The organism is Nocardia sp. NPDC056064 (assembly GCF_042266925.1).
Lineage (GTDB): Bacteria > Actinomycetota > Actinomycetes > Mycobacteriales > Mycobacteriaceae > Nocardia.
The window spans coordinates 4,600,538-4,626,002 of the sequence record NZ_JBHJWO010000001.1; the positions used below are offsets into that span (position 1 = coordinate 4,600,538).

Here is a 25,465-nt window from a genome sequence, read left to right on the forward strand (position 1 = left end):
ATCGGGACTCGGGGAAACACGCAGGTCGGCGTCGTTGACGGTACGGCGAAGCACTTCTACGGTCGGAAGGGTGACCTTCCGTAGCGCAAGCAGCCTCGTTCCCACCATCGTGCTCAACGACGGGAACGTGATCCCGCAACTGGGGTTCGGCGTGTTCCAGGTGCCCGCGGAGGACGTCACCGGAGTGGTGGCCGAGGCGTTGAAGGTCGGCTACCGCAGTATCGACACGGCCGCGGTCTACGGAAACGAGGAAGGCGTAGGCCGCGCCATCCGTGAGTCGGGCATCCCGCGCGACGAGATCTACCTGACCACCAAGCTGTGGAACGCCGATCAGGGCTACGACTCCACGCTGCGCGCCTTCGATGCCAGCATGAAACGTCTGGGTCTGGACTATCTAGACCTGTATCTCATCCACTGGCCGGTGCCCTCGGCGGGCCGCTACGTCGACACCTTCCGCGCGTTCCAGGCGCTGAAGTCGCAGGGCCGGATCGGCTCGATCGGTGTCTCGAACTTCCGGGTGATCGACCTGGAGACCCTGATCGCCGACACGGGGGAGACCCCGGCGGTCAACCAGATCGAACTGCACCCCACCCTGTCCCAGCGCGACCTGCGCCAGTACGGCGCCAACCACGCCATCGCCACCGAGGCGTGGAGCCCGCTCGGGCAGGGCACGCTGCTGGACAACCCCACCATCGCGAGCATCGCCGAGGAACTCGACCGCACGCCCGCGCAGGTGATCATCCGCTGGCATCTGCAGCTGGGCAATATCGTCATCCCCAAGTCGGTGACGCCCTCGCGGATCGCGGAGAACTTCGACGTGTTCACCTTCGAACTCGGCGCCGAGGCGATGGAGGCGATCAACCGCCTCGACAAGGGCACCCGCGTCGGGCCCGATCCCGGCACCTTCAGCGCCGGTCTGGAGTGATCCCCAGATAGCGGGTCAGTTCCACGGCCGCCGCGCGTCCGGCCCGGTTGGCGCCGATCGTGCTGGCCGAGGGCCCGTAGCCGATCAGGTGCACGCGCGGGTCGACCGCGACCTGGGTGGCCAGCCGCCCGGTCATGGTGATCCCGCCGCCGGGCCCGCGCAGCCGCAGCGGCGCGAGATGGTCCAGGGCGCTGCGGAAGCCGGTGGCCCACAGGATGACATCGGCGTGCTGGAACCGTCCGTCGGCCCAGCGCACCCCGTCGGTCTCGATCCGCTCGAACATCGGCAGCCGGTCCAGCGCCCCACGCTCGCGCGCGGCGCGCAGCCGGTCGTCCAGGGGCAGGCCGGTCACGGAGACCACCGAGCCCGGCGGCAGCCCGCGTCGCACCCGGTCCTCCACGATCGCCACCGCGTCGCGGCCGTCCTGTTCCACGAACGGTGTCTCGCGCCAGCGCGGCTCGGTCCTGGTGACCCAGGTGGTGGAAGTCACCTGGGAGATCTCGTCGAGCAGCTGCACCGCCGAGATCCCGCCGCCGACCACCACCACGTGCTCGCCGGCGAACTCGTCGGCGGTGCGGTAGTCGCGGGTGTGCAGCTGACGTCCGGCGAAGCCGCCCGCGCCCGGATACACCGGGATGAACGGGTGCTCCCAGGTGCCGGTGCCGTTGACCAGGCCGCGCACCCGCAGCGTCCCCGCGCCCTCGGTCTCCACCTGCAACACCTCGCCGCGCCCCGCGCAGCTGTGGCCGTCGGCGGTCCGGTCACAGACCACCGACACCGTGACCTGACGCCGAACCCGCAGGTCGAAGCGCTTTTCGTAGAGTTCGTAGTAGTGCGGCACCGCGGTCGCGGCGGGCGCGGACGCCGAGCCGGCGGGCAGGGTCTCGGCGAAGGACATCCCCGGCAGGTCGTGCACGCGGTTCACCGTGGTGAGCGTGAGCGAGGGCCAGCGGAACTGCCAGGCGCCGCCGGGACCGGGCGCGTGGTCGACGATCAGGAAGTCGCGTTCGGGCACCAGTCCCAGCCTGCGCAGGTGATAACCGGCCGACAGCCCGGCCTGGCCCGCGCCGATCACCAGGATGTCGAAGTCGGTCGCCACAGCCGCCGATGCTATCGCCTTACGGGGCGTCGACCACGGCCTGTGGCAAAGTGAAGACATTCAGTGAACCCGTTCCTTCAGGGGAGGATCCATGCTCGGCGTGACCCGCGACGGTGACGTGATCACTATCGAATTGCAGCGCGAACAGCGTCGCAACGCGCTCAACGAGGACCTGGTCGGCCAGCTGCGCGCCGCGATGCTCGACGCCGTCGACCAGGGCGCCCGCGTCATCGTGCTGACCGGCCGCGGCCCCATCTTCAGCGCCGGGGCCGACCTGACCGGGGTGTACTCCGAATCGTTCCTCGGCGGCCTGCTCGACATGCTGCACACCATCGAATCGCTTCCGGTGCCGGTGATCTCGGCGATCAACGGCGGCGCGCTCGGTGCGGGCGTGCAGCTGGCGCTGGCCTCGGACCTGCGGGTGATCGAGCCCGACGCCTACATCGCGGTCCCCGCGGCCAAGCTGGGCATCTCGGTGGACCGGTGGACGGTGAGCAGGCTGGTCTCGCTGATCGGCGGCGGCCCCGCCCGCACCATCCTGCTCGGCGCCGAATCGGTCTCGGCCGCCGACGCCTACGTATACGGCTTCGCCAACAAGCTGGGCACCCTGGCCGACGCCCAGGACTGGGCCAAGTCCATCGCCGCGCTGGCCCCGCTGTCGCTGCGGGCGATGAAGCTCATGCTCAACGACGACGGCACCAGGGCACCGGCCAGCGCGATCCAGCAGGCCGCGCTGGAAGCCGCCTGGACCAGTGACGACGCGAAGGAGGGTCGATTGGCTCGGCAGGAGAAGCGTCCCGCGAAATTCGTGGGCCGGTGATGAGCCTCGCGCGCGTCGCGGGGTCGGTGGCGAGCTCGCTCGGGCTCGCCTGGGTGGCGCGCGCGGTGTGGGGTCTGCCCACCGCGCTCGGCGCCGGGCCGTCGGCCATCGAGCCGACCGCCCTGGGCAAGTCGTCCTATCGGGACGGCCGTTTCCACAACACCGAGCCCAGCAGCATGCTCGCGGCCGGTGCCGCGCCCTCGCTGCTGTGGTCCGGGCTCACCAAGGGCCGGGTCGGCAGGCCGGGCAAGCCGGTGCCGCTGGTCACCCCCGCCGTGCCGGAACAGGCCGCCGAGCTGGCGGTCACCTGGTACGGGCACGCCAGCGCCCTGATCGAGCTCGACGGCTACCGCGTGCTGGCCGACCCGGTGTGGAGCGAGCGGGTCTCGCCCTCGCCGCTGATCGGCCCGGCCCGCCTGCATCCGGTGCCCGGCGCGCTGGCCACGCTGCCGAAGGTCGACGCGGTGATCATCTCCCACGATCACTACGACCATCTCGACAAGGCCACCGTCGACGAGCTGGTCCGGGGTCAGCTCGCGCCCTTCGTCGTGCCCACCGGCATCGGCGCCCACCTGCGCCAGTGGGGTGTGCCCGAGTACCGGATCATCGAGCTGGACTGGGGTGGTTCGGTCTCGCTGGGCCACGGCAAGGACGATCGCGGACTCACCATCACCTGCGCCGAGGCCCGGCATTTCTCCGGTCGCGGTCTGGTCCGCAACACCACGCTGTGGGCGTCCTGGGCGCTGGCCGGCCCCACCAAGCGGGTGTACTTCGGCGGCGACACCGGCTACACCAAGGCGTTCGCGCAGGCGGGCGCGGTGCTCGGCCCGTTCGATCTGACGCTGCTGCCCATCGGCGCCTACGACGAGCGCTGGACCGATGTGCACATGAATCCCGAGGAGGCGGTGCGCGCGCACGCCGACCTGTGCCTGGGTGAACCGGGCTACGGGCTGCTGGTCCCGATCCACTGGGCCACCTTCAACCTGGCCTTCCACCGCTGGGCCGAACCCGTGCGGCGGCTGGTCGAGGCCGCCGACGCGGCCGGAACGGCCACGGTCGTGCCCAAGCCGGGCCAGCGGGTGGTTCCGAATGACCTCCCACCGCGGGTTTCGTGGTGGGAAGATGTGGAGTGAACCTCCTCGCGAAAGGAATTTCGGCAGATGAGTCTCGTGGATACCTTGAAGGGCCTGCTCGGTAAGGGCAAGGACGCCGCCGCCCAGAACGCCGACAAGATCAACGACGCGGTCGACAAGGCCGGCTCGTTCATCGATGAGAAGACCGGCGGCAAGTACAGCGACAAGATCGAAAAGGGCAAGGACGCGGCCAAGAAGGTCGTTCCGCCGCAGCAGCCGGGCGCCGGTCCCGCCACCGGCGGTCCCGCACCGACCGATCCGGGGCCGAAGGCCTGATTCGGCTCGCGGGGGCCGGGCATCGGTCCCCGCCGCCGAACCGCGTCGATGGTCCGCCGGGAGTTCCGGGGCGCGCCGGGTGAACCGGGTATCGAGGTCGAGCTCAGCAACCTCGACAAAGTGCTGTACCCGGCGACCGGAACGACCAAAGGTGAGGTGATCGCCTACTATTCGGCGATCGCCCCGGCGATGCTGCCCCACCTGGTGGGGCGCCCGGTCACCCGCAAGCGGTGGCCCAACGGCGTGGACCACGCCGACTTCTTCGAGAAGAACCTGCCCGAGCACGCGCCCGCCTGGATCCGGCGCGTCGCCATGGAGCATTCCAGCCGCCGGGTGGTGTACCCGGTGATCGACTCCGAGGCGGGGTTGGCCTGGCTGGGTCAGCAGGCCGCACTGGAAGTCCATGTGCCGCAATGGCGTTTCGACGGCGAGCGGCGCGGGCCCGCCACCAGGATCGTGTTCGATCTCGACCCCGGCCCGGACGCCGGGCTCGCCGAGTGCGCGCGGGTGGCGCTGGCCGTGCGTGACATGGTGGCCGGGATCGGTCTGCGGGCGTTCCCGGTCACCAGTGGTAGCAAGGGAATTCACCTCTACGTGCCGCTGGATCGCGTCATGAGTTCGTCGGGCGCGTCGACCGTGGCCAAGCAGGTGGCCACCAATCTCCAACAGCTGCACCCGGATCTGGTGACGGCGACCATGGCCAAGGCGGCCCGCACCGGCAAGGTCTTCCTCGACTGGAGCCAGAACAACGCCGCCAAGACCACCATCGCCCCCTATTCGCTGCGCGGCCGCGCCCAGCCGCACGCCGCCGCCCCGCGCACCTGGGCCGAGATCGAGGACGCGGATGCCCTGCGCCAGTTGCGTTTCGACGAGGTACTGGCCCGCTGGCAGGCCGACGGCGACCTGCTCGCCGCCCTCGACCCGCCCCTGGCCGACGCGCTCACCAAGTACCGCAGCATGCGCGATCCGGAACGCACCCCCGAACCCGTCCCCGCCGCCGCACCCGCGCCCGGCCCCGGCAATCGCTACGTCGTGCAGGAACACCACGCCCGCCGCCTGCACTGGGACGTGCGCCTCGAACACGAAGGCGTGCTCGCCTCCTGGGCCGTCCCCAAGGGCCCGCCGACCGAGCCGAAACACAACCGCCTGGCCGTGCGCACCGAGGACCACCCGATGGAGTACCTGGATTTCCACGGCACCATCCCCAAGGGCGAGTACGGCGCGGGGGAGATGACCATCTGGGATTCGGGCACCTATCTCACCGAGAAGTGGCGCGAGGACGAGGTGATCGTCGAATTCGACGGTGAGCGCCTGCACGGCCGCTACGCCTTCATCCAGACCAAGGGCGACCAGTGGCTCATGCACTACATGCGTGACCAGACCCGCCGGGAACCGGTGTCGCACAATGGTTCCGGCACGCTCCCGCGTGGGCTCTCGCCCATGCTCGCGACGGCGGGTGAGGTGACCGGGTTGTCGGCGCGCGACTGGGCCTTCGAGACCAAGTGGGACGGCTTCCGGGTGATCGTCGAGATCGAGGACGGCACCGTCACCGTGCGCAGCCGGGCGGGCAACACCGTCACCGCGCGCTATCCGCGCATGGCCGCCCTCGGTCAGGAACTGGCCGGGCACCGGGTGGTGCTCGACGGGGAGGCCGTGGTGCTCGACGAGGCGGGGCTCTCGGATATCTCGGCGCTGCAAGCGGATTCGGCGCGCGCGATCTTCGTCGCGTTCGATGTGCTGCACCTGGACGGCACCTCCCTGCTGCGCAAGAAGTACACCGATCGCCGGACCGTGCTCGAGGCGCTGGGCAGGCTGGCGCCGTCGATGAATGTGTCCATGCTGCTGGACGGTTCGGGCGCCGAGGCGATGGCCGACAGTCGCGACCAGGGGCAGGAGGGCGTGGTCGCCAAGCGGCGCGACTCGGTGTATCAGCCGGGCAAGCGGGCCCAGACCTGGCTCAAGGAGCGCAACTGGCGCACCAGGGAGGTGGTCGTCGGCGGGTGGCGGCGCAGCGAGAAACGCCAGTTCAAGTCGCTGTTGCTGGGGATTCCGCACGAGAACGGACTGGTCTACATCGGCCGGGTGGGCACGGGCTTCGGCGACGAACAGGCGAGCCGCATCGCCACCGAACTGGCGCGGCTCTCGCGTGCGACGTCGCCGTTCGTCAACGAGCTGACCGCCGACGAGCGCCGCGACGCGCAGTGGGTCGACCCCGAACTCACCGGCACCGTCCGGTTCCAGGCGTGGACCGACACCGGCAGGCTGTGGCATCCGGTGTGGGACGGTGTGACGGGTTCGCGGCGCTGAGCCCTGTCCACGAAAGCTGTGGTGTTGCTAGGGTGATCGCGTTGAACCGGTTGGACACACGAGGAGTGCACGGTGGATTTCAAGAACCTGGCGGGCAAGGCGATGGATCTGGCGGCCAAGAACGCCGACAAGGTCGAGGGCGTCATCGACAAGGCCGGTGACGTGGTCGACGCCAAGACCGGCGGGAAGTTCGCGGGCCAGGTCGATTCGGCCCAGGAAGCCGCCAAGAAGGCGCTGCGCGAACAGCACTGATCTGCTCCGGCGGACCGGCCGCCACCGGTCCGCCGGATCAGCGTGCCGGGAGTTTGCCCGGAGTCGATTCCGGGCCTCGGCACGATTGTTTCCGCGAGCTACTTCCGCGCCGGGCCGGCGGTAGCGCCCGGCGCGGAAGTGGCTGTGCTGCGGGCTAGTTGGTCTGCTGAGCCCACTGGGTGGTGCCGGGCGGAGCGGCCAGGGTGTTGATCAGGTCCAGGCCCGCCACGATCAGGGTGGGACCACCGACGACCAGGCTGCCGATGATGCCGCCGATGCTGGCCCCGGTGATGAAGCCGGGAATCGCGCCGACGCCACCGGCCGCGGCACCGACGACCAGGCCGATCACCGCGCCGATGGCCATGCCGACGAAGCTGCCGACGGCGGTGGCCAGGCCGAAGGTCGAGGCGAAGTTCGCCTGTGCCGCATAGTTTTCCGCGGGCGAGGCGACCGGCGTGAGATTCGGCCTTGCCAGTGCCACGTCCTTCACCGCGGTGATCTCCAGAACGGTCTGGTTCTGGCTCACCGCGTGCGGCAGCGGGTACTCGAGACTGCCGTCACGCACCGACAGCGGCAGGGCGACCACGGTGGCCCCGGCCTGGTCGCGGATCTCGACCCCGTTGCCGGTGAGCTCGAAGGTCCCGTTGGTCAGGGTGGTGACCACCTTGTTGCCGACCAGTTCGGTGCGGTAGTCGACATTGGGGGTGACCGGGTCGGCGTGCGAGATTCCGGAGCCGACGAGTGCTGCCGCGAGCGCTGGGATGGCGACCGCGGCGATCTTACGGATGATCATGTGTACGTTCCCATCTGGTTCATCAGGTGACGTGCCAAACGATTTGACGTGCCCAAACGAAAGCGCCGCGGTCGTGGCTCCCCCGAGAACCGAGTGACGGCGCGTGTAGCGGTCCAGCTCGAATTATCGGTTGAACCATAGCCCGCTATCGGGTTGCCGAAGAGTGGAATCCGATTTTAAACCTGAAATTTCTCATAGTTAATTGCTATGAGATCAGTGCAGGATGTTGATCGCCCGTGCGATCACCAACGCGCCGATGACCAGCGAAATCACCGATTGCGCCAGCATCACCGCCTTGCACCAGCGCGAGAGCGGCAACACGTCCGCGGGCGCGAACGAGGCGGCATTGGTGAAGGAAAGGTACAGGTAGTCCAGGTATTCCGGCCGCCAGTCACGGTCGGTGACGCCCGGGTCCTGCATCTGCGGGAACAGGAAGTCCGGAACGGGTTGCCGGCCGTTGGCTCGCGCCGCCGGACCGCCCCGATCGAACTCCCAGTACCACAGCGAGAAGGCGATCACATTCGTCGCCCAGATCAGCGCGCCGCTGCCGAGCAGCTCGGCCGGTTCCTGGCCGACCTGACCGGTGACGATGGCGTGCAGCAGGCGCAGCGCCGACAGCGCGGTGGCGAAGCTGATCAGCCCGGCCAGCACCAGGCTCAGCAAGCGGATCCAGCGTTCCTCCCGGTCCATCCGGCTCGGATTGGCGACCAGCAGGATCAGCAGCACACCCAGTTCCAGCACGGGCAGCACCCACGGGGGCGAGGGCAGGAACTCGTTGGGCAGCAGCACCTGCACCACCACGATCCCCAGGATCGCGGCCGTCGCGGCGAGCCGGGATTCGCCCTCGGTGGGCCGCTGCCAGGGAGGTACCGCCTGCTCGCTGTCGGTCACGCGAGTCAGTATCGCCCGGTGCGCGGGCGGCGGGCGGGAGGCCCGGCGTCAGAGCGCGGCGCCGAGCACCACCCCACCCGCGCACACCGCGACGACGATCACCAGCGCGATGGCGTCGTTGCGCCCGGGCCTGCTCGGATGCGCGGTGAGCATGCCGGTGCCGCCGCGCGCGGTGATGGCCTCGCCGAGTTCGCCCGCCCGGCGCGAGGCCACCGCCATGCACGCGGTGAGGATGTCGATGAGCGGGTTCTGGTCGGCGGCGCGATGGATCAGGTTGTCCTTGGGGCGCAGCTTGCGGGCCGCGCGCAGCACCCGGATCTCGTCGAGCAGCAGCGGCAGCCCGCGCAGTGTCAGCGCGACGACCACCGCCCACTCGTCGACCGGCAGGCCCAGCTTGCGCAGGGGCGCACCGAGTTTCGCCAGCGCGGGCGCCACCTCACCCATCGGCGTGGTGTAGGCGATGAGGAACGACGCGGCCACCAGCACCATGCCGAAGACGAACACCTGCGCGTAGCCGAGCAGCGCCTTGGTGCCGATCGGGGCGTTGATCAGCGCGCCGAGGGCGACCAGTCCCCAGAACCACCACGGCAGCCGGGGCAGCGTGCGGATCGGCAGGCGCGCGGCCACCCAGATCACCACCAGGAACGCGATGATCAGGCCGAGCACCGGCCACATCGGCAGGAACATCAGCAGCAGGCTGATCAGGAACGCGGCGATCATCTTGGTCCCGGCCCAGAGCCGGTGCACGACACTGTCGACCGGAACCTCGCGCAGCAGAACAGTGCTCATCGGATCACCCCGGTTCGTTGTGCGGCGGATTGTCCAGGCGCCAGACCGGTTCGCGGCCCGCCGCCGCGGTGACCGGCTGACGCGCGGTCTCGGCGATCACCCCCGAGTCCAGGTGCACCGTGCGGTCGCACACCGCGGCCATATCGGCCACGTCGTGCGAGATGACGATCAGCGTCAGCCCCGAATCGCGCAGCCGCGCCAGCAGTTCCACGATCTCGGCGCGACCCTGCGGGTCCAGGCCCGCCAGCGGTTCGTCGAGCACCACCACCTGCGGACGGCTGGCCACCATCGCGGCCAGCACCACCCGTTTGGCCTGCCCGCCGCTGAGCTCCTCGATCGAGCGCGCGGCCAGCCTGCGATCGAGACCGACCGCGTCCAGTGCCTGCCCGACCGCGCCGGAGCCGGTCGCCCGGCCACCCCAGTCGGCGATCTCGGCGCCCACGGTCTGCTTCTGCAATTGCAGCCGGGAGTGCTGGAAGGCCAGCGCGATATCGCCGATCTTCTTGTCCACCGGGGCGCCGCGCAGCGTGCAGCGGCCCTCGCTCGGGGCGACCAGACCGGCCATGATCCAGGCCAGCGTCGACTTGCCCGAGCCGTTGCCGCCGACGATCAGCAGTGCCTCGCCCTGGCGCACCGACAGGTCGACACCGTGCAGGGCAGGCGCCTCCCACGGCGTGCCGCGGTTGTAGGTGTGGCGCACGCCGGCCAGTTCCAGGATCGGCGCGCCCATGGGGCGTCGGCGCTGGTCGCGGGCCGGTTGCGGCCAGCTCGCCAGGTGCTCGACCATGCGGCCGTTCGCCAGGTGGATCACCCGGTCGGCGGCGCTCGCGTCGGCTTCGTGGTGGGTCACCAGCACGACGGCGGTGCCGTGCCGGCGGGGCAGTTCGGCCAGCAGGGCGACCAGGTCGCGGCGGCCGTCGGGGTCGATCATGGAGGTCGCCTCGTCGGCGATGAGCAGCGCGGGGCGGCGGGCCAGCGCGGCGGCCACCGCGAGACGTTGCTGCTGGCCGCCCGAGAGCGTGGCGGTCTCGCGCGCGCCCATCCCGGCCAGGCCGACCTCGGTGAGCAGACCGTCCACGTCCACCTCGCCCGCCAGCTCGGCCGACAGGCCCCACACCACGTCGTCGGCCACCGAGACACCCAGGGTCTGGCTCTCCGGGCGTTGCAGCACCAGCGCGGTGCCGCCGAGTTCGCCCAGCCCGGCCGAGCCGGGTCGTCGCACGGTGCCGGTGGTCGGTGGGCGCCCTGCCAGCACACGGGTGAGCGTCGACTTGCCCGACCCGTTGTGCCCCACGACGGCGACGAACTCGGCGGGCCCGATGGTCAGCTCGATCCCGGCCAGCGCGTCGGTGCTCGCCCCCTCGTAGCGATAGCCGACATCGTGCAGGCTCACCGGCAGCGGCGCCACCGGCCGGTCGTCGGTGGGGGCGTCGAGGCGGTCGCTGCCGGGCAGCCAGGCCAGCCGGTCGAGCACCGAGCCGAGCACGAACCAGGAGATCACCGCGCTGGTGACCACGCCGAGTGCCACCGAGGCGCCGATGTAGAGCCACCACCAGCGCAGCACCGCGTCGGTGGCCTCGGCGGCCATCCGGCCCAGCGGCTCGAGCTGGGACTGCCGGGCCGCCAGATTCTGGATGCCCTGGGCGGTGTTGCGGATGGCGTCGAAGAACAGCTGCCTGGTGCGGCTGAACAGCAGCAGCGTGCCCACGGTGAACAGCGACCAGCCCGCGCCCGCCACCACCGACCACATCAGCACGGTCGCCAACCCGCCACCCCGGCGCTTCACGGTGCCGATGATGCCCGCCAGCGTGGCCGCGCCGAGCACACCCAGCGCGGGCATGATCCCCGCGGCCACGAAGGTGACCAGGGTGGCCGCGATGGTGGCGGTGACCAGGGCGCGCAGCCGGTAGCGGTGGGCCAGCAACCCCAACGGGACCGCCGCGACCAGCTGGAGTGCGGCGGCCATCGGAACCAGCGAACCGACGGTGATCAGGCCGACGGTGAGACCGGCCATGACCGCCGCGGTGGCCAGCTCGATCGGGCGTAGGGGTCCGCGAAGCGAAGCCGCGGGCGTCTCTGTCACGCGTCCAGTCTGCCAGGACGGACTGTGTGGACGGTGAGAGCTGAATGGGGGTTGTGTGGAGAGATCGCGCGGGCGGGTTACCGGCCCGCACACGCCGGTGTCGTCAGGCCGGGGGTTCGGACAGCCAGCCGCCCATCGCGACGGTGCGGAAATGGGTTGTCAGGCCGAAGGATTCGTCGATGACGTGCAGGGCGATGGCCGGGTCGGGGGCGTAGTCCATGACCCGGTGGGGCGGGGTCACCTCCCAGGTGCCGCCCAGGACCGAGGCGGTGCTGGGGCAGGTGATCATGGGTTTGCCCGCGAAGGTGGTGGCGATGGGGGAGTGGGCGTGGCCGGTGAGGGTGCCCACGATGCGCGGGTCCCCGGCGACCACGGCGGCCAGGCGGCCCGGATCGGCCAGCGCGATGACGTCCACGATGGGGCTGAACAGGGGCTTGGGCGGGTGGTGCAGGGCCAGCAGGACGGGGCCGTCGGCGGGTGCGTCGGCCAGGGCGGCGCGCAGCCAGTCGTAGGTGTCCTCGTCGAGGCGGCCGCTGGGTTCGCCGGGAATGCTGGAGTCGAGCATGAGCACGGTGAGCGGGCCGACGCGATGGGCGCTGTTGACGGGCGTGGTGGTGGCGGGTTCGCCGAGGAATTCCGCGCGCAGGGCGGCGCGGTCGTCGTGATTGCCGGGCAGCACGTGCACGGGGATCTCGGAGCGCAGGGCCAGGCGGGCTTGCGCGTACTGTTCGGGCTTGCCGGAATCGGTGAGGTCGCCGGTCACGAGGATGACGTCGGGCCTGCGCGGCAGCTCCGCGAGGTAGCCCATCACCGCCTCCACCCGTTCGGTGTTGCGTGTGCTGAGGTCGAAATGGGTGTCGCTGAGCTGAGCCGCCAGGATCATCGGCAGTCGCTTTCTTCTCTGGGATCGCTCCGTTGCGTCAGAGTGCGCCGGTATGACTCATCGGCACCCATCCAGGCTAGATGACCTGCGCTTATCCGTCTCCATGAGCCGTACCACCACCCGAAACCGGAGCCCCGGTCTGTGTCGCCGCTCACCCGCCGGGCGAGATGAGTCCGGCCGCCGTGCGCAGGAGTTCGGCACCCGCCGCGGGGTCGTCGGTGAGCGGCGCCCAGAAGTCGGGGCCGGGGGTGGCCTCCAGGGCGAGCACCGGGGGAGTCAGCCAGTCGGCGTCGAGGGTCAGGCGCCAGGAGTGCAGGTGGGTGCGGGGGTGGGTGGCGGTGCGGTCGAACAGCGGGTCGCCGAGGATGGGGTGCCCGATCCAGGCCAGCTGGACGCGGATCTGGTGCCGTCGCCCGGTGACCGGCTCGACCGCCAGCAGGGCGTGCTCACCGTGGCGCGCGACGGTGACGAAGCGCGTGCGTGAGGGATAGTTCTTGGCGGGCAGCAGATCGGCCTCCTCGACGAACCAGCGGTCGCCCTCGCGCCGGATGGCCTCGCGCGGGGCGGCGATCCGCACCCGGTTCTTGCGCCCCACGCTCAGCGGCAGATCGATCTCGCCACGATCCGGCAGCTCCGCCCCCGACACGATCGCCAGATACCGCTTCTGCGCCGTCTGCTTGTTGAACTGCCTGGTCAGCTGCCCGTGCGCGGCCAGATCGGTTGCCAGCAGCACCAGCCCGGAGGTCACCTTGTCGATCCGGTGCACCGGATACAGCTGCGTCCCGGCCGCCTGCGCGAGCTCCACCAGGTCGGTGTCGTGCCGTTCCCCGGTCACCGAGATCCCCGCGGGCTTGTTCAGCGCGAGCACCGCGTCGTCGGCGAAGACCGTGCAGCGCTGCCGCACCCCGTCCCAATCCATGTCCACCCGCATACCGTAGGCAACGGTGTCGTCGTGGCGCACCTCGCCGCTCATGCCGGGCGCAGGCGGTGGGGGCGCAGACGGTTGAAGCCGCGGACGCGGACGCTGCGCAGATGGCGGATGGCGAACTCCGGGTCGCCCTCGAGGGCGGCCGCGGCGGCGTCGTCGATCAGGATGTTGCCGGGGCGGGCCACGCCGGTGAGCCGGGCGGCGATATTGACGACCGAGCCGTAGAGGTCGCCGAAGCGTTGCAGCACCTCGCCGTAGGCCAGGGCCACCCGCAGTTCGGGGGTGCCGCCGACCAGCATGGTCGACTCCTGGATGGCCAGGGCGATGCGCGCCGCGTCGACGGCGGTCTCGGCGGCGAACATCACCTCGTCGCCGACGTTCTTGATCACCCAGCCGCCGTTGTCGGTGATCGCCGCGGTGGTGGTGGACTCGAAAGCCTCCAGCAGCGTGGACAATTCGTCGGGATGCAGGTGCCGGGTCAATCGGGTGAAACCGACCATGTCGGCGAACCCGACGGCCAGTGTGCGCAGCGAGCCCTCGGTGGTCGCCCCGCTCGCGTCCATGACCCGCGCGGCCGCGGCGGCCAGATGCCTGCGCCAGACATAGGTCTGCAACTGCTCCACGCCGGCCAGTGTCGATTCCGTTGCCGCCCTGACCCTTTCGTCGAGCGGGACGGCCGGGTCGGCGTCGGCCACCCGCGCCTTGATCTCGGCGACCACCAGGTCGGCCTGCCATTCGGCCAGCCGCGCCATGCCCTGACCGATGGTCCGCGCCGCGGCCGCCTGCTGGCGCAGACCCGAGGCGGCCACCACTTTCATGCCGCGGAAATTGGTGACGGCGGCGATGTCGAGCTCGGTGTAGTCGACCTGGTCGTCATCGGTGGCCGGGAAGCCCAGCGCGGTCCACAGCCGCCGCGACTCGGCCTCGGGCACTCCGGACCGCTCGCCCACCTGCGTGCGCGTGTAGGCCCGGGGTCCACCGAGCAGCGCCTGGTCTAGCGTGCGCTGCACCAATTCGGTCATTTCGGCGTCCGACATACGCAAACTCTACGACTTCGGCCCGCCACCCCGGCGATCCTCGCGCCGACCCTGGACACTTCACAGCCCGCCGACCTCGATCCTTACCCGGAGGTGGGCAACTCCCGCGCAAAGTGCGTACTTGTGGCGCCCGTCGCGCCGCGCCGAGACTCGTTCCAGCGGAGATCGCCGGATCCCGCGGATCGGAGTCGAGATGAGCAAGTCGGTCACCGTGCTCGGGACCGGATCGATGGGCAGCGCCCTGGCCCGCGCGCTGCTCGCGGCCGGATACCGCACCCACGTCTGGAATCGCACCGCACAGCGCACCGCGCCGCTGGCCGCCGCGGGCGCGACCGCGCACACCGCCATCGGCGAGGCCGTGGCCGCGAGCACGCTGACCATCGCGGTGCCGACCACCTTCGAGGCCACCCGCGAACACCTGCCCGCCGACGCGCTCGCCGGTCGCGACATCATCACCCTCAACAGCGGAACCCCCTCCCAGGCACGGGAATTCGCCCGCTGGGCGCACTGCGGCGGGGCCCGCTATCTCGGCGGCGCGATCAAGAACGTCCCGGCGGCCGTGGGTGATCCGGACACGCCGCTGTACTTCGGGGGCGACCGGCAGGTGTTCGACGACCATCTCGAGACCCTGCGCGTCCTCGGCGGCGACCTCGAATTCCTCGGTCCCGCACCCGATCTCGCGGCCCTCTACGAGTCGGCCGTCGGCGCCACCCTGCTCCCCGCCCTGCTCGGCTTCGTGGAGGGTGCGGCGGTGCTGGCCGCGCGCGGGCTCCCCGCCCACAGCATGGTCGAGCACTCGGTGAAATGGCTGCGGATGATCGAGTCGATCCTGCCGGTGCTGGCCGAGGAGATCGACAGCGAGGACTACACCCGGCTCGGGTCCTCGATCGAGCTGTTCCACACGGCCGTCGAATCCGAGGTCGAGCTCGCCGCCGAATCGGGCGTCGACATGTCCTGGCACGCCCCGATCCACGACCTGCTGCGACGCGCGGTCGCGGCAGGCCGTGGCGAACAGAGCGTCACCGCGCTGTTCGAGCTGATCAGGGCCTAGCGCAGCACGCTGTAGGTGGCCGCCAGGACGAAGCCGTGCTCACCGACCTCGCAGCTCACCGTCCCCTGGTAGCCGACGCCACAGGTGGTGTTCTCCAGCGTGATCCGGTGACCCTCCGGCAGCACCTGGGCGTCCGGATGGGTGAAGGTCGGCTCCTCGGCGGCGACGAAATGCGCCGCCTCGACGATGCCCACCCGCACCTGGTTGGTCCCCTCGGGTGCGTCGATCGGCACCGCGTCGCAGCCTGACGGGCCGTTGTTCCAGTAGATGGCGCAGTGGCGCCCGTCGGGGGTGGTGAAGAAGACGGTGCCCGCGTGTTCGGGGCCGGGCACCTGGAAGTCGACGGGGTCCAGCGGGGTGTAGTCGTTCGCACGGATCTCACCCGCAACGTGTGACGCGCGAACACCCGGCCGCTCCTACCGTGAGCCGCATGGGCTCAGTCATCGGTGATCTGCTGCCGCTCGCGGTCGGTGTGGCGATCTCGCCCATCCCGATCGTCGCGGCCATTCTCATGATCCTGTCGAAGAACGCGGGCGGCGCGGCGAAGGGGTTCGCGGCCGGGTGGGTCGGCGGCATCCTCGCGGTGACCGTGGTGGTGACGCTGCTCGCGGGCCTGCTCGGCGACTCGACCGACAAGCAGCCGTCGGCCGCGGCGTCCTGGATCAAGATCGTGTTGGGCGTGCTGCTGATCGCGCTGGCCGCCGAGCAGTGGAGTTCGCGCGCCGACACCGAGGTCCCCGGCTGGATGCAGGCCATCGACACCTTCACCGTCGTCAAGGCGGCGGGTCTGGGCGCGGTGCTCTCGGCGGTGAACCCCAAGAACCTGCTGCTGTGCGTCTCGGCGGGCGTGGCCATCGGCGCGGGTGGGCTGGGCGCGGGCGGCGAGATAGTCGCGATCGTGGTGTTCACCCTGCTCGGCTCGGCCAGCGTGCTCGCGGTGGTCATCGGCTACGCGCTCGCCGCCGACCGGCTCGGGCCCACGCTCGACTCGGCGCGGCAGTGGTTGCAGGCCAACAACCACGCGGTGATGGCGATCGTGCTGCTGGTCATGGGCGCCGTCGTGGTCGGCAAGGGCCTCGGCGGGCTCTGAAGGGAGTTCGGGTGAAATCGCTACCGGTCTTCGAGTCCTTGCAGGGGTATCGGCGCGCCTGGATCAGGCCGGACGTGGTCGCCGGGCTCACGGTGTGGGCGGTCATGGTGCCCGAGGCGCTGGCGTATGCCTCGATCGCCGGGGTGCCGCCGGTCGTCGGTCTCTACGCGGCGGTGCCCGCGCTGGTCCTCTACGCGCTGGCGGGCAGTTCACGGCACCTGGTGGTGGGGCCGATGTCGGCGACGGCGGCGCTCTCGGCCGCGATCATCACCCCGCTGGCCGGTGCCGACGCCGGACGCTACCTCGCCCTGTCCACGGCACTGGCCGTGGCCACCGGCATCGCGGGCCTGCTGGCCGGGCTGATCCGGCTCGGTTTCATCGCCGCGTTCATCTCCGAACCCGTGCTCAAGGGTTTCATCGTCGGCCTGGCGCTGACGATCATCATCGGCCAGGTGCCCAAGCTGTTCGGCGTGCACAAGCACGAGGGCAACTTCTTCGAACAGACCTGGGGACTGCTGGGGAATCTCGGCGACACCCAGTGGCGCACACTGCTGATCGGCCTGCTCAGCCTGGCGATCGTGCTCGGCGTGAAACGCTGGCTGCCGCTGGTGCCCGGTTCGCTGCTGGCCGTGGTGTTCGGCATCGTCGCGGTGCAGCTGTTCGGGCTCGACGACAAGGGCGTCGCCATCGTCGGGCACATCGACGCGGGTCTGCCCGCGCTCGGCCTGCCGGGCGGCGTCGGCTTCCACGACTACCTCGACCTGCTCGGACCGGCCGTCGGCGTACTCGTGATCGGCTTCGCCGAGGGGCTCGGCGCGGCGAAAACCTATGCGGCCAAGTCGGGTTACACCATCGACGCCAACCGGGAGCTGTTCGGGCTCGGCGCGGCGAATCTGGGGTCCGGGCTGGCCTCGGGCATGGTGGTCAACGGCAGCCTGTCCAAGACCGCGGTCAACGGTGGGGCGGGCGCGAAGACCCAGGTCAGCGGGCTCGTCGTCGCGGCGCTCACGGTACTGACCCTGCTGTTCCTCACCGGCCTGTTCGAGAAGCTGCCCGAGGCCACCCTGGCCGCGGTGGTGATCGCGGCGGTGATCGAACTGGTCGACATCGCCGCCCTGCGCCGCCTCTACCGGGTGTGGACCCACCTGCTCGGCAGCATCTACGGCCATGCCGCCCGCGCCGATTTCCTGGGCGCGCTGGCCGCCATGCTCGGCGTGCTGCTGTTCGACACCCTGCCCGGCCTGCTGATCGGCGTCGGCGTCTCGGTGCTGCTGCTGGTGTACCGCGCCTCCCAGCCGCACATCGCGGCCCTGGCGAAAACGGGTGGGCTGTGGGTCGACACCGCGCGGCATCCCGAGCTCACCGCCCGCCGCGATCTGCTCGTCGTCCGGGTCGAATCCGGCCTGTTCTTCGCCAACGCCGACTACGTCAAAGAGCAGATCCAGCACCTGTGCACCGACGACACCCGCCTGGTCGTCCTGGACGCCGAGACCTCACCCGGCCTCGACGTCACCGCCGCCGAAATGCTGCTCGACCTCCGCAACACCCTGGCCCACCGGCGCATCGACTTCCGCATCGCCCGCTCCATCGCCCAGTTCGGCGACGCCCTCGGCTCGGCCGAAGCAGGCGACACCCCCATCGGCGTCTATCCCACCGTCGCCGCCGCCTCCGCCGATCTCCCCGAACCGCCACCCACCCATCGCTGAACCCGCACCGGATTCATCCGTGGCGGGTGAGGTGCCACGCAACCATCCGGCCGACCATCGAGAAGACGACCGACCCGAGCTGAGGAGCTGACATCCGATGGCATTGGACTACGACGATCGCACCGATTTCGAGAACGCCGACCGCGGCTTCCTCGCGACACTGACCCCGATGCGCATCACCAAGGCCGACGGCACCGTCGTGTTCGACACCTCCGCCTACAGCTTCCTCGACGGCCCCTGCCCCGACACGGTGAACCCGAGCCTGTTCCGGCAGGCCCAGCTGGTCGTGAAGAACGGCCTCTACCAGGTCACCGAGGGGATCTACCAGATCCGCGGGTTCGACATCTCCAATATGACCATCGTCGAGGGCGACACGGGCATCATCGTCATCGACCCGCTCATCTCCGCCGAATGCGCCGCGGCGGGACTGAAGCTGTACCGCGAGCATCGCGGCGACCGGCCGGTCACCGGCGTGATCTACACCCACTCACACGGCGACCACTTCGGCGGTGTCGAGGGCGTGCTGCCCGATGGCCGCGGTGACGTGCCGATCCTGGCGCCGCGGGGATTCATGGCCGAGGCGGTCTCGGAGAACGTCTACGCGGGCGTGGCGATGACCCGACGCGCCACCTACATGTACGGGGTCGGCATGACGCCGGGCCCGGAAGGCCAGTGCGGCACCGGCCTCGGCATCCAGACCTCGCAGGGCAGTTTCGGCCTGATCCCGCCGACGGTCGACATCACCCATACCGGCCAGCAGGAAACCGTCGACGGGGTGCCCATCGTGTTCCAGATGACGCCCGGCACCGAGGCGCCCGCGGAGATGAACTTCCATTTCCCGCGTCACCGCGCGCTGTGCCTGGCCGAGAACGCCACCCACAATCTGCACAACCTGCTCACCCTGCGTGGCGCGCAGGTCCGCGACCCGCGGATCTGGTCGCACTACATCGACGAGGCGATCGAGCTGTTCGTCACCGACGCCGATGTCGCCTTCGCCTCCCACCACTGGCCGACCTGGGGCGTCGACAACATCCGCGCGTTCCTGTCGGTGCAGCGCGACCTCTACATGTACCTGCACGATCAGACCCTGCGACTGCTCAACGAGGGCCTCACCGGCGTCGAGATCGCCGAGGCCATCGAGCTGCCGCCCGGCCTGGACGACGCGTGGAGCGCCCGCGGCTACTACGGCTCGGTCAGCCACAACGTCAAGGCGATCTACCAGCGGTATCTGGGCTGGTTCGACGGGAATCCGAGCTCGCTGTGGCAGCGGACGCCGCAGGAGCAGGCGGTGCGGTATGTCGAGACGATCGGCGGCATCGACACGGTGATCGCCAAGGGCGAGGAGTACGCGGACAAGGGCGACCTGCGTTTCGCGGCCGAACTGCTCAAGCACGCCGTGTTCGCCGAGCCGGACAACGCGCAGGCCAAAGAGGCGCTCGCCCGGACCTATCAGAAGCTGGGCTTCGGCGCCGAGAACGCCACCTGGCGCTGTTTCTACCTGACCGGCGCCAACGAACTGCGCCACGGCATCGAGGTGATCCCGATGGATCTCGGTGGCGGCATGGCGGCCGCCCTGACCATCGAGCAACTCTTCGACACCCTCGCCATCCGGGTGAACGGCCCGCGCGCCGCGCGGGATTGCTTCCGCATCGAATGGCACTTCACCGACCTGGACACGGTCATGCGCCTGACCCTGTCCAACGGCGTCCTGATCCGCACCGTCGACCCCCGCTCGAAGGCCGACATCGACCTCACCCTCACCCTCACCAAACCCCAGCTCCTGGGCATCCTGGCGGGCAACGGCCTCGACGGCGTCGACCACACCGGCGACCCCACCGTCCTCCAGCGCCTCTTCGCCCTCCTCGACACCCCCGACCCCAACTTCCCGATCGTCACCCCCTGACGAGCCCATAGGACGCTGTGCGCCGCGTTTCCCTGGTCGGGGGCTGGTTGGGGAATTCGGGTTCGGTGGGGGTGGAGGGTCGGTAGGGTCGGCCGCAGGTGGTTCGGAGTGGAAGGTGGCAGGCGTGGGAGTCAATCAGCGGGCGGCGGTGCAGATGAGCGCGGAGGAGATCGCGCGATTTCTGGACCGGAGCCGGGTGCTCACGTTGGCCACGCTCGACAAGGACGGCAAACCGCATCTCACCGCGATGTGGTTCGGGCACATCGACGGGGTGCTCTACTTCGAGACCAAGGCCAAGTCGCAGAAGGCGGTGAACCTGCGTCGCGACCCCACCATCACCTGCATGGCCGAAGCCGGCGACACCTACGACCAGTTGCGCGGCGTCGCGATCGAGGGCACCGCGAGCCTGCTCGAGGACACCACCGCCGACGAGTACTGGAAAGCGGCCGTCGACATCTACGAACGCTATGTCGGCCCGTACAGCCCCGAGGCGCACCCGTTCGTCGAGGCGATGATGAACAAGCGCATCGTGGTGCGCGTGGAGCCGAACCGGGTCCGCTCCTGGGATCACCGCAAGCTGGGCCTGCCCGCCATGCCGCTGTCGGGCAGCACCGCCGAGGACTGAATCACCGCGTGCAGCGCGGCGGCCCCCGCCACCAGCGCCAGCGAACGCGCGGTGATCGCCGAGTCCCTGGCCGCCAGCGCCCCGGACAGGTCGCCGGAACTACCGGCCCGCAACAACTCCGGCAGCACCGCGCGCAGCTGGGGAATGCGATACCCGGCCCGGCGCAGCTGGTGCACGATCCGCGCGTCGCGCACCTGCGCGGGGGAGTAGCGCCGGGCGGTGCCCTCCCGGTCCGGCACCACGAGACCGCTGGCCTCCCAATGCCGTAACGCCGACGCCCGGACCCCGAGTGCCCCGGCCAGCTCGGAGATCGTCATCGAATCCGAGCGCCGCACCTCGACGATCGCCTCGCCCGACACCGCCGCCGCGGCCCGCACGGCCAGCTCGAGATCCGCCCGCTCGGTGTGCAGACGCGCGTGCGCGGCATCGAGCGCGGCCAGCGCCTCGCCCGTGCGCCCGGCGTGCACCGCCCGCAGGATCGCCCCCGCCGCACCCGGACTCGCCCCCGCCGCCAGCGCCCGGTAGGCCAGCGCCGAGCGCAGGTGCGCCTCGCGATAGATCCGATGTCCACCGGCCGTGCGCCCGGCCGCGGGCAGCACGCCCGCGCGTTCGAGGTCGCGCACCTGCTGCGTGGAGTACCCGGCCGCGCGCGCCACATCGACGGTGCGCCCGACCAGCGAGTTGAGGTTGTCCACGCGAAACCCCCGGATATCGGTGCCGAAGTCCACACAAGCACTTCAATGCGACGCTCGAATCATGACGATAACCGACATCATCGACTACGTCCGCGGCCTCGGCGGCGTGCTCGTCCTCAGCCCGGCCGAGGGCAGCGCCCACCCGGAGATCAGCTGGGGCGACACCTTCTTCTACTACGCCCCCGACGGCGAGGTCCCCACCACCACCCAGCCCTTCGCCACCATCGTCACCAAGAACTACCCGGGCGACGAACTGTCGCGGCTGGACCGCCCGGGCGCCTACCGCGTCAATATCGCCGCGGGCACACAGGCCCTCCGCGACCACACCACCGCGGGCACCGACCCGAGCGTCCCCGACACGGTCCACGCCCACCCGCTCTATGCCGCCGCGGGCTGGCTCGCCGTCGTCGACCCGGCCGAGCGCACCGCCGACACCCTCCGCGAACTCCTGCGCACCGCCCACGAACGCGCCCGTCAGCGCTACGAGCGGCGGGCATGACAGGCTGCTCGCGGTGGCACACCTGGTCGCTGAGAAGTTGCTGATGTCGGTCTCGGCGTCAGTCGGATCACGGTGCGGCGTGGCAGAGAGCGGGAAGGGGTACCTTTCGGTTACCAGTTCAACAGGGTGTCCGCGTGGTAACCGGAAGGGGTAGCCATGTCCGTCGAGCATCGTTTGCTGGGTGCCGGAGTTCAACCTGTGCGACGGGCCCGCTCGGCGGGCTTCTCGCTCGGCCCCGTCGAACTGATCACCGGCGGGATGGTGCTGACCGCGGCCGGGCTGGCCATGGTCGGCCCGCTGATCGCCGCCGCGCTGATCCGCCACAACGGCGCGGGGGTGGCCGCCGCCACCACCCCGCTGATCCTGCTGGCGATCGCCGTCGTCGCGGTCCTGTCGGTGGGAGTGGCGATGTTCGTCGCCGCCTACCGCCGCTCGCGGTGAGCCCGGCCCGTCAGGCGCCCGCCAGCAGCGCGATGCCGCCGACGAGCAGGGCGAGGGTCTTCACCGCCTCCAGGCCGATGTAGACGTAGTGCCCGTGCGAGCGGGGCGCGTCCAGACCGGCCAGCACCGCGTCGCTGCGGCGGGTCAGCCGGGGCCGCACCGCGATGAGCTGGACCGCCAGCGCGAGCACGGCCGTCCCCAGGGCGGCGAGGGCGGTCGTGCCGGGCGGGTCGAGCGCCAGCGTCGCGATCACGATCGCGGCCCACAGGGTCTCGAACCCGTTGAGCGCGCGGAACACCAGGCGTCCGATCCCCAGCCCGATCGCGAGGGTGACCTGCGGCGCGCGGAACTTCAGCGGTGCCTCGAGGAACGAGATGGCCACGACCATGCCGAGCCAGACGAACACGACGGCGATGGCGACTGCCGATGCGGTACTGCTCATCCCTCGATTCTGGCCCCACGGCGCCGGTTACGGGGCCGTACGGGCGGGCGGTCAGTCGAACTGCGCGGTCAGCCAGTCGATGGTCTGCATCCCGAACAGGTCGGTGCCCCAGCCGTAGAGGTCGGTGAGCATGGTGAGCATGCCGCAGTCGGTGGGCTGATAGGTGACGTCGGTGCCCTGCGCGCGGTAGGCGTCGGCGAGGTTACGCGCGTCCTGGGCGGGCACCAGCGACATGAACGAGTCGTCGGCCGCGCACGAGGCGATGAGGACCTTCGAGGTGGGCGCGCCGGAACGGCCGAGCAGGTTGTCGTCGAAGGCCCGCTGGAAATCGGGCTCGTCGGCGGGACTGCGGCCGGTCGCGAACAGGGCATGCAGCGGGACGAACGGCATCGTGAAATAGGCGTCCTGGCATTGCGTCCGGTAGAAATCGGCCACCGCGCGCCCGAGCGGATTGAGCTTGTCGTTCACCCGCATCTCCGGATAGCGGGGCTCGAGCCCGAGCAGCGTGGCGAAGCCGAATCCCGAGCCGATCGACCCGTCGGCGACCCGCAGGAAGTTGCGCTGATCGACGACCATCCCCTCCAGCACGGTCGACTTCACATTCAGTTCCGGCGCGTAGGTGGGCTGTAGTTCGGCCGAGAACGCCGCGCCGACACCGCCTCCGGCGATCCCGAACAGGGCCATCTGGGTCGCCGGGTCGAGTCCCGCCTCGCCGAAGTTCAGGGCCGCGCGGGCGCCGTCGAGCTGGGTGTGCGCGGCGTACTTGCCGGCGAACACCCCGTGCGGCGCGCGGTCGGCGTCGTTGCCGACATCGGAGATCATCACCGCGTAGCCCTTGCCGAACATCAGCGCCAGCGGTCCCAGCGCCGACCAGGAGGACCCGTCGAACGGCGCGCCGCCGGTCCACTGCGTGCTCGGATGACACGACCAGCCGACGCTGTCGTTGGCCTCCTGATAGGAGATCAGCTTCTTCTGCGCCACCGGCTGCCCGTCGCGCGGGATCATCAGGATTCCGGTGCTGATCTCCGGGGTGACCCCGTCCAGCCCGGTGGTGACGTACATGAGCTTGTAGGCGTCCAGGTTCGCCGGTTTCAGCCCGGTGAACAGCACGTCGACCTTCTTCGACTTCAGCAGCGTGCCGGGCCGCTCGGTGCCGGTCAGCGGGGGTTCGGCGTAGAACGGGTCGTCGGCGAGCAGGCCGTGGAAGATCTCCTCCGGGGAGCCGGGCGTGGCGCCCTGGAGCGAGCCGACCACGAAACCGTTGAAGATCTCGCCGAGTCCCGGCGTGCGCGGCGGAACCGGTTGCGCCGCGGCCACTCCCGCGCCGCCGACGAGCAGGGTGACGGCCAGGGCCGCGGTCAGGTACCTCATCAGTTCACCGCCATTTCCCGCTCCACCGGTGTGATCTGCAATCCGCGGATCGCCGAATCCAGCAATTGCGGAATGGTCAGCAGCGGCCGGTGCGTTTCCATCTGGATCTCGTACGGGGTCCGCATGGTCGCTTCCAGTGCGGGCCAATTGTTCTCGACCTGGTCCTTGTATTTCGGGAGCAGTTCGGTGGTGATGTAGTCCCAGCGCGGGTCCAGTTCCGACCAGTTCCAGTCGGGCAGCGGCAATGTCAGCAGCGCGGGTCTTCCGTCGGCCATGGTGAAAGGAATACGCACCGGCCGGAATTCGCGGGGCGGGCGCACCCCGGCCACCGACGGCGACCCGGCCGCACCGCTGGCATAGGTGATCGCCTCACCGACCGCGCCCTTGTACGCGCGCGCCTGATTCCATTGTTCCCCGATCACCCAATCCTGTTCGCGCCGTAGCAGAACGGCATTGCCGCGGGCGATGCGATCGTTGTCGCCGGAGGCGATATCGCGCCAGGCGTTCATGATGTCGTCGCCGAACAATCCGGCCGCCTGGAATTCGGCGAGCGCGTCCAGTCCTCCGGTGACATACGCGTCGTGCATGGGCATCAGATCGGAGAAGATGTTCTTCTGCATCACCAGGATCGCGCCGATGAGATAGCGCAGATCCTCGGGGGTGATCTGGGAGCCCGCCTCGGCCAGCGCGAACAGCCCGCGCGGCAGCTGTGCCAGTGCCTGCGGGCCCGCCACCTGCTGGACCGCGCCGATCACCGCGCGGGCGGACTCGGAGACGCCGGGCGTGCTGTAGATGTCGGTCATCAGCTCGAAGTCCTCGAGCCCGCCCCCGAAATCGGCCCCGACCTGGCCGCCCATCCCGGCCCACTGCAATTCCCGGTGCGCCAATTGGAGGTCTTCGTAATACCGGTAGGAATTGATCAGATTCTGCCGATTGGCCCGCACCCCGGCCCGCGGGTCCCAGCCGCGCAGGTCGATCCCCGCTTTTCCGGTGACATCGACGAGCCAGTACTGATACAGCAACGCGGCATACCGGGTGGGGGCCACGCCCTGTGCGCGGGCCTGATCCAGCAGCTCCCGCAATCGGGCCCCGTCGTACGGCAATTCCGGATTCACCCCACCGGGTCCCTGCGCGGCATCCCGATTCACCAGCGGCAGGTCCAGATAGCGGTCCACCTCGCTGTCCGCGCTTGCCGGAGCCGCCGCGAGTCCGATTCCGGCGACCGTGGCGAGAGAAAGCGCGGCCACCCGAAGAAATCTGCCTATCCGCATCAGTGTTTGCACCCTTCCGGGAAGACGACCGTGCTGATGGAGACAATGGGTTACGCAAACACAGCGGCCACATCGATGGCAAGCGGACCCGCCGTCCGGTCACCCCACACTTTTCCCCCGCACCATTGCCGCCCGCCCCGTGTCGGCGGACACTG

At 70.1% G+C, this 25,465-nt stretch carries 26 protein-coding genes; 13 read left to right on the forward strand and 13 right to left on the reverse strand.

Annotated elements, in window-relative coordinates; genetic code table 11:
* Positions 1-70 precede the first annotated feature (70 nt).
* On the forward strand, positions 71-925 hold the full coding sequence (locus tag ACFC06_RS21495; protein ID WP_375933909.1) for an aldo/keto reductase: 855 nt from the start codon (positions 71-73) through the stop codon (positions 923-925).
* On the opposite strand, the gene ACFC06_RS21500 is transcribed toward ACFC06_RS21495, so the two are convergent.
* Complete coding sequence (locus ACFC06_RS21500) at positions 906-2,024, reverse strand: NAD(P)-binding domain-containing protein (RefSeq protein WP_375933912.1); 1,119 nt, start codon at positions 2,022-2,024, stop codon at positions 906-908. The two genes, ACFC06_RS21495 and ACFC06_RS21500, sit on opposite strands and share 20 nt — an antisense overlap.
* Positions 2,025-2,115: 91 nt before the next feature.
* Here ACFC06_RS21500 and ACFC06_RS21505 point away from each other — a divergent pair, with 91 nt between their 5' ends.
* From ACFC06_RS21505 to ACFC06_RS21525, 5 genes are all read left to right on the forward strand, one after another.
* Positions 2,116-2,844, forward strand: coding sequence for an enoyl-CoA hydratase (locus tag ACFC06_RS21505; RefSeq protein ID WP_375933915.1), 729 nt, complete (start codon positions 2,116-2,118; stop codon positions 2,842-2,844).
* Positions 2,844-3,977, forward strand: coding sequence for an MBL fold metallo-hydrolase (locus ACFC06_RS21510; RefSeq protein WP_375933918.1), 1,134 nt, complete (start codon positions 2,844-2,846; stop codon positions 3,975-3,977). Before ACFC06_RS21505 ends, ACFC06_RS21510 begins: the two co-directional genes overlap by 1 nt.
* A gap of 27 nt (positions 3,978-4,004) precedes the next feature.
* Positions 4,005-4,253: an antitoxin gene (locus ACFC06_RS21515; RefSeq protein WP_375933921.1), complete on the forward strand. Its 249-nt coding sequence runs from the start codon at positions 4,005-4,007 to the stop codon at positions 4,251-4,253.
* Between the two features lie 48 nt (positions 4,254-4,301).
* Complete coding sequence (locus ACFC06_RS21520; RefSeq protein WP_375933924.1) at positions 4,302-6,560, forward strand: ATP-dependent DNA ligase; 2,259 nt, start codon at positions 4,302-4,304, stop codon at positions 6,558-6,560.
* Between the two features lie 72 nt (positions 6,561-6,632).
* The gene (locus ACFC06_RS21525; RefSeq protein ID WP_375933927.1) at positions 6,633-6,812 is read left to right on the forward strand and encodes an antitoxin; all 180 of its coding nucleotides are present in this window, start codon (positions 6,633-6,635) and stop codon (positions 6,810-6,812) included.
* Between the two features lie 154 nt (positions 6,813-6,966).
* On the opposite strand, the gene ACFC06_RS21530 is transcribed toward ACFC06_RS21525, so the two are convergent.
* From ACFC06_RS21530 to ACFC06_RS21560, 7 genes are all read right to left on the reverse strand, one after another.
* A complete protein-coding gene (locus ACFC06_RS21530) occupies positions 6,967-7,605 on the reverse strand; it encodes an ammonium transporter (protein ID WP_375933930.1) in 639 nt (212 codons plus the stop codon).
* Between the two features lie 213 nt (positions 7,606-7,818).
* The gene (locus ACFC06_RS21535) at positions 7,819-8,496 is read right to left on the reverse strand and encodes a DUF1345 domain-containing protein (protein WP_375933933.1); all 678 of its coding nucleotides are present in this window, start codon (positions 8,494-8,496) and stop codon (positions 7,819-7,821) included.
* A 48-nt stretch (positions 8,497-8,544) separates the two neighbouring features.
* Positions 8,545-9,285 (reverse strand): energy-coupling factor transporter transmembrane component T family protein, encoded by a 741-nt coding sequence (locus ACFC06_RS21540; RefSeq protein ID WP_375933936.1) that lies wholly within the window; start codon positions 9,283-9,285, stop codon positions 8,545-8,547.
* Positions 9,286-9,289: 4 nt separating this feature from the next.
* Positions 9,290-11,368: an ABC transporter ATP-binding protein gene (locus ACFC06_RS21545; protein WP_375933939.1), complete on the reverse strand. Its 2,079-nt coding sequence runs from the start codon at positions 11,366-11,368 to the stop codon at positions 9,290-9,292.
* A 103-nt stretch (positions 11,369-11,471) separates the two neighbouring features.
* Positions 11,472-12,251, reverse strand: a complete 780-nt coding sequence (locus tag ACFC06_RS21550; protein ID WP_375933942.1) for a metallophosphoesterase — start codon at positions 12,249-12,251, stop codon at positions 11,472-11,474.
* Between the two features lie 151 nt (positions 12,252-12,402).
* Positions 12,403-13,224 carry an RluA family pseudouridine synthase gene (locus ACFC06_RS21555; protein ID WP_375933945.1) on the reverse strand — a complete coding sequence of 274 codons (822 nt, stop codon included), beginning with the start codon at positions 13,222-13,224 and terminating at the stop codon, positions 12,403-12,405.
* Positions 13,221-14,216 (reverse strand): adenylate/guanylate cyclase domain-containing protein, encoded by a 996-nt coding sequence (locus tag ACFC06_RS21560; RefSeq protein ID WP_375933948.1) that lies wholly within the window; start codon positions 14,214-14,216, stop codon positions 13,221-13,223. Before ACFC06_RS21560 ends, ACFC06_RS21555 begins: the two co-directional genes overlap by 4 nt.
* Before the next feature lie 193 nt (positions 14,217-14,409).
* Here ACFC06_RS21560 and ACFC06_RS21565 point away from each other — a divergent pair, with 193 nt between their 5' ends.
* Positions 14,410-15,267: an NAD(P)-binding domain-containing protein gene (locus ACFC06_RS21565; RefSeq protein WP_375933951.1), complete on the forward strand. Its 858-nt coding sequence runs from the start codon at positions 14,410-14,412 to the stop codon at positions 15,265-15,267.
* On the opposite strand, the gene ACFC06_RS21570 is transcribed toward ACFC06_RS21565, so the two are convergent.
* On the reverse strand, positions 15,264-15,599 hold the full coding sequence (locus tag ACFC06_RS21570; protein WP_375933954.1) for a hypothetical protein: 336 nt from the start codon (positions 15,597-15,599) through the stop codon (positions 15,264-15,266). The two genes, ACFC06_RS21565 and ACFC06_RS21570, sit on opposite strands and share 4 nt — an antisense overlap.
* A gap of 98 nt (positions 15,600-15,697) precedes the next feature.
* Between ACFC06_RS21570 and ACFC06_RS21575 the strand changes: the two genes are divergently transcribed.
* The 4 genes from ACFC06_RS21575 to ACFC06_RS21590 all read left to right on the forward strand — a co-directional run bounded on the left by ACFC06_RS21575 (position 15,698) and on the right by ACFC06_RS21590 (position 20,591).
* Positions 15,698-16,357, forward strand: a complete 660-nt coding sequence (locus ACFC06_RS21575) for a GAP family protein (RefSeq protein ID WP_375933957.1) — start codon at positions 15,698-15,700, stop codon at positions 16,355-16,357.
* 11 nt (positions 16,358-16,368) lie between these two features.
* Entirely contained in the window at positions 16,369-18,063 is a 1,695-nt protein-coding gene (locus tag ACFC06_RS21580; protein ID WP_375933960.1) for a SulP family inorganic anion transporter, read from the forward strand.
* 97 nt (positions 18,064-18,160) lie between these two features.
* Positions 18,161-19,966 carry an alkyl/aryl-sulfatase gene (locus ACFC06_RS21585; protein WP_375933963.1) on the forward strand — a complete coding sequence of 602 codons (1,806 nt, stop codon included), beginning with the start codon at positions 18,161-18,163 and terminating at the stop codon, positions 19,964-19,966.
* A gap of 124 nt (positions 19,967-20,090) precedes the next feature.
* A complete protein-coding gene (locus ACFC06_RS21590; protein WP_375933966.1) occupies positions 20,091-20,591 on the forward strand; it encodes a pyridoxamine 5'-phosphate oxidase family protein in 501 nt (166 codons plus the stop codon).
* Here the strand turns inward: ACFC06_RS21590 and ACFC06_RS21595 are convergent.
* Positions 20,534-21,286, reverse strand: coding sequence for a MerR family transcriptional regulator (locus ACFC06_RS21595; RefSeq protein WP_375933969.1), 753 nt, complete (start codon positions 21,284-21,286; stop codon positions 20,534-20,536). The genes ACFC06_RS21590 and ACFC06_RS21595 overlap by 58 nt on opposite strands.
* A gap of 61 nt (positions 21,287-21,347) precedes the next feature.
* On the opposite strand from ACFC06_RS21595, the gene ACFC06_RS21600 reads away from it, so the two are divergent.
* Together ACFC06_RS21600 and ACFC06_RS21605 are read left to right on the forward strand one after the other, a co-directional pair.
* A complete protein-coding gene (locus tag ACFC06_RS21600; RefSeq protein WP_375933972.1) occupies positions 21,348-21,785 on the forward strand; it encodes a DUF6194 family protein in 438 nt (145 codons plus the stop codon).
* A 156-nt stretch (positions 21,786-21,941) separates the two neighbouring features.
* Entirely contained in the window at positions 21,942-22,226 is a 285-nt protein-coding gene (locus ACFC06_RS21605; RefSeq protein WP_375933974.1) for a hypothetical protein, read from the forward strand.
* Between the two features lie 10 nt (positions 22,227-22,236).
* Here ACFC06_RS21605 and ACFC06_RS21610 read toward each other — a convergent pair whose 3' ends face one another.
* From ACFC06_RS21610 to ACFC06_RS21620, 3 genes are read right to left on the reverse strand one after another with little or no spacing between them, the layout of a single operon-like run.
* Positions 22,237-22,668 carry a hypothetical protein gene (locus ACFC06_RS21610; RefSeq protein WP_375933977.1) on the reverse strand — a complete coding sequence of 144 codons (432 nt, stop codon included), beginning with the start codon at positions 22,666-22,668 and terminating at the stop codon, positions 22,237-22,239.
* Between the two features lie 51 nt (positions 22,669-22,719).
* On the reverse strand, positions 22,720-24,039 hold the full coding sequence (locus ACFC06_RS21615; protein ID WP_375933980.1) for a lipase family protein: 1,320 nt from the start codon (positions 24,037-24,039) through the stop codon (positions 22,720-22,722).
* Complete coding sequence (locus ACFC06_RS21620) at positions 24,039-25,310, reverse strand: hypothetical protein (RefSeq protein WP_375933983.1); 1,272 nt, start codon at positions 25,308-25,310, stop codon at positions 24,039-24,041. The genes ACFC06_RS21615 and ACFC06_RS21620 overlap by 1 nt, the downstream gene beginning before the upstream one ends.
* Positions 25,311-25,465 lie beyond the last annotated feature (155 nt).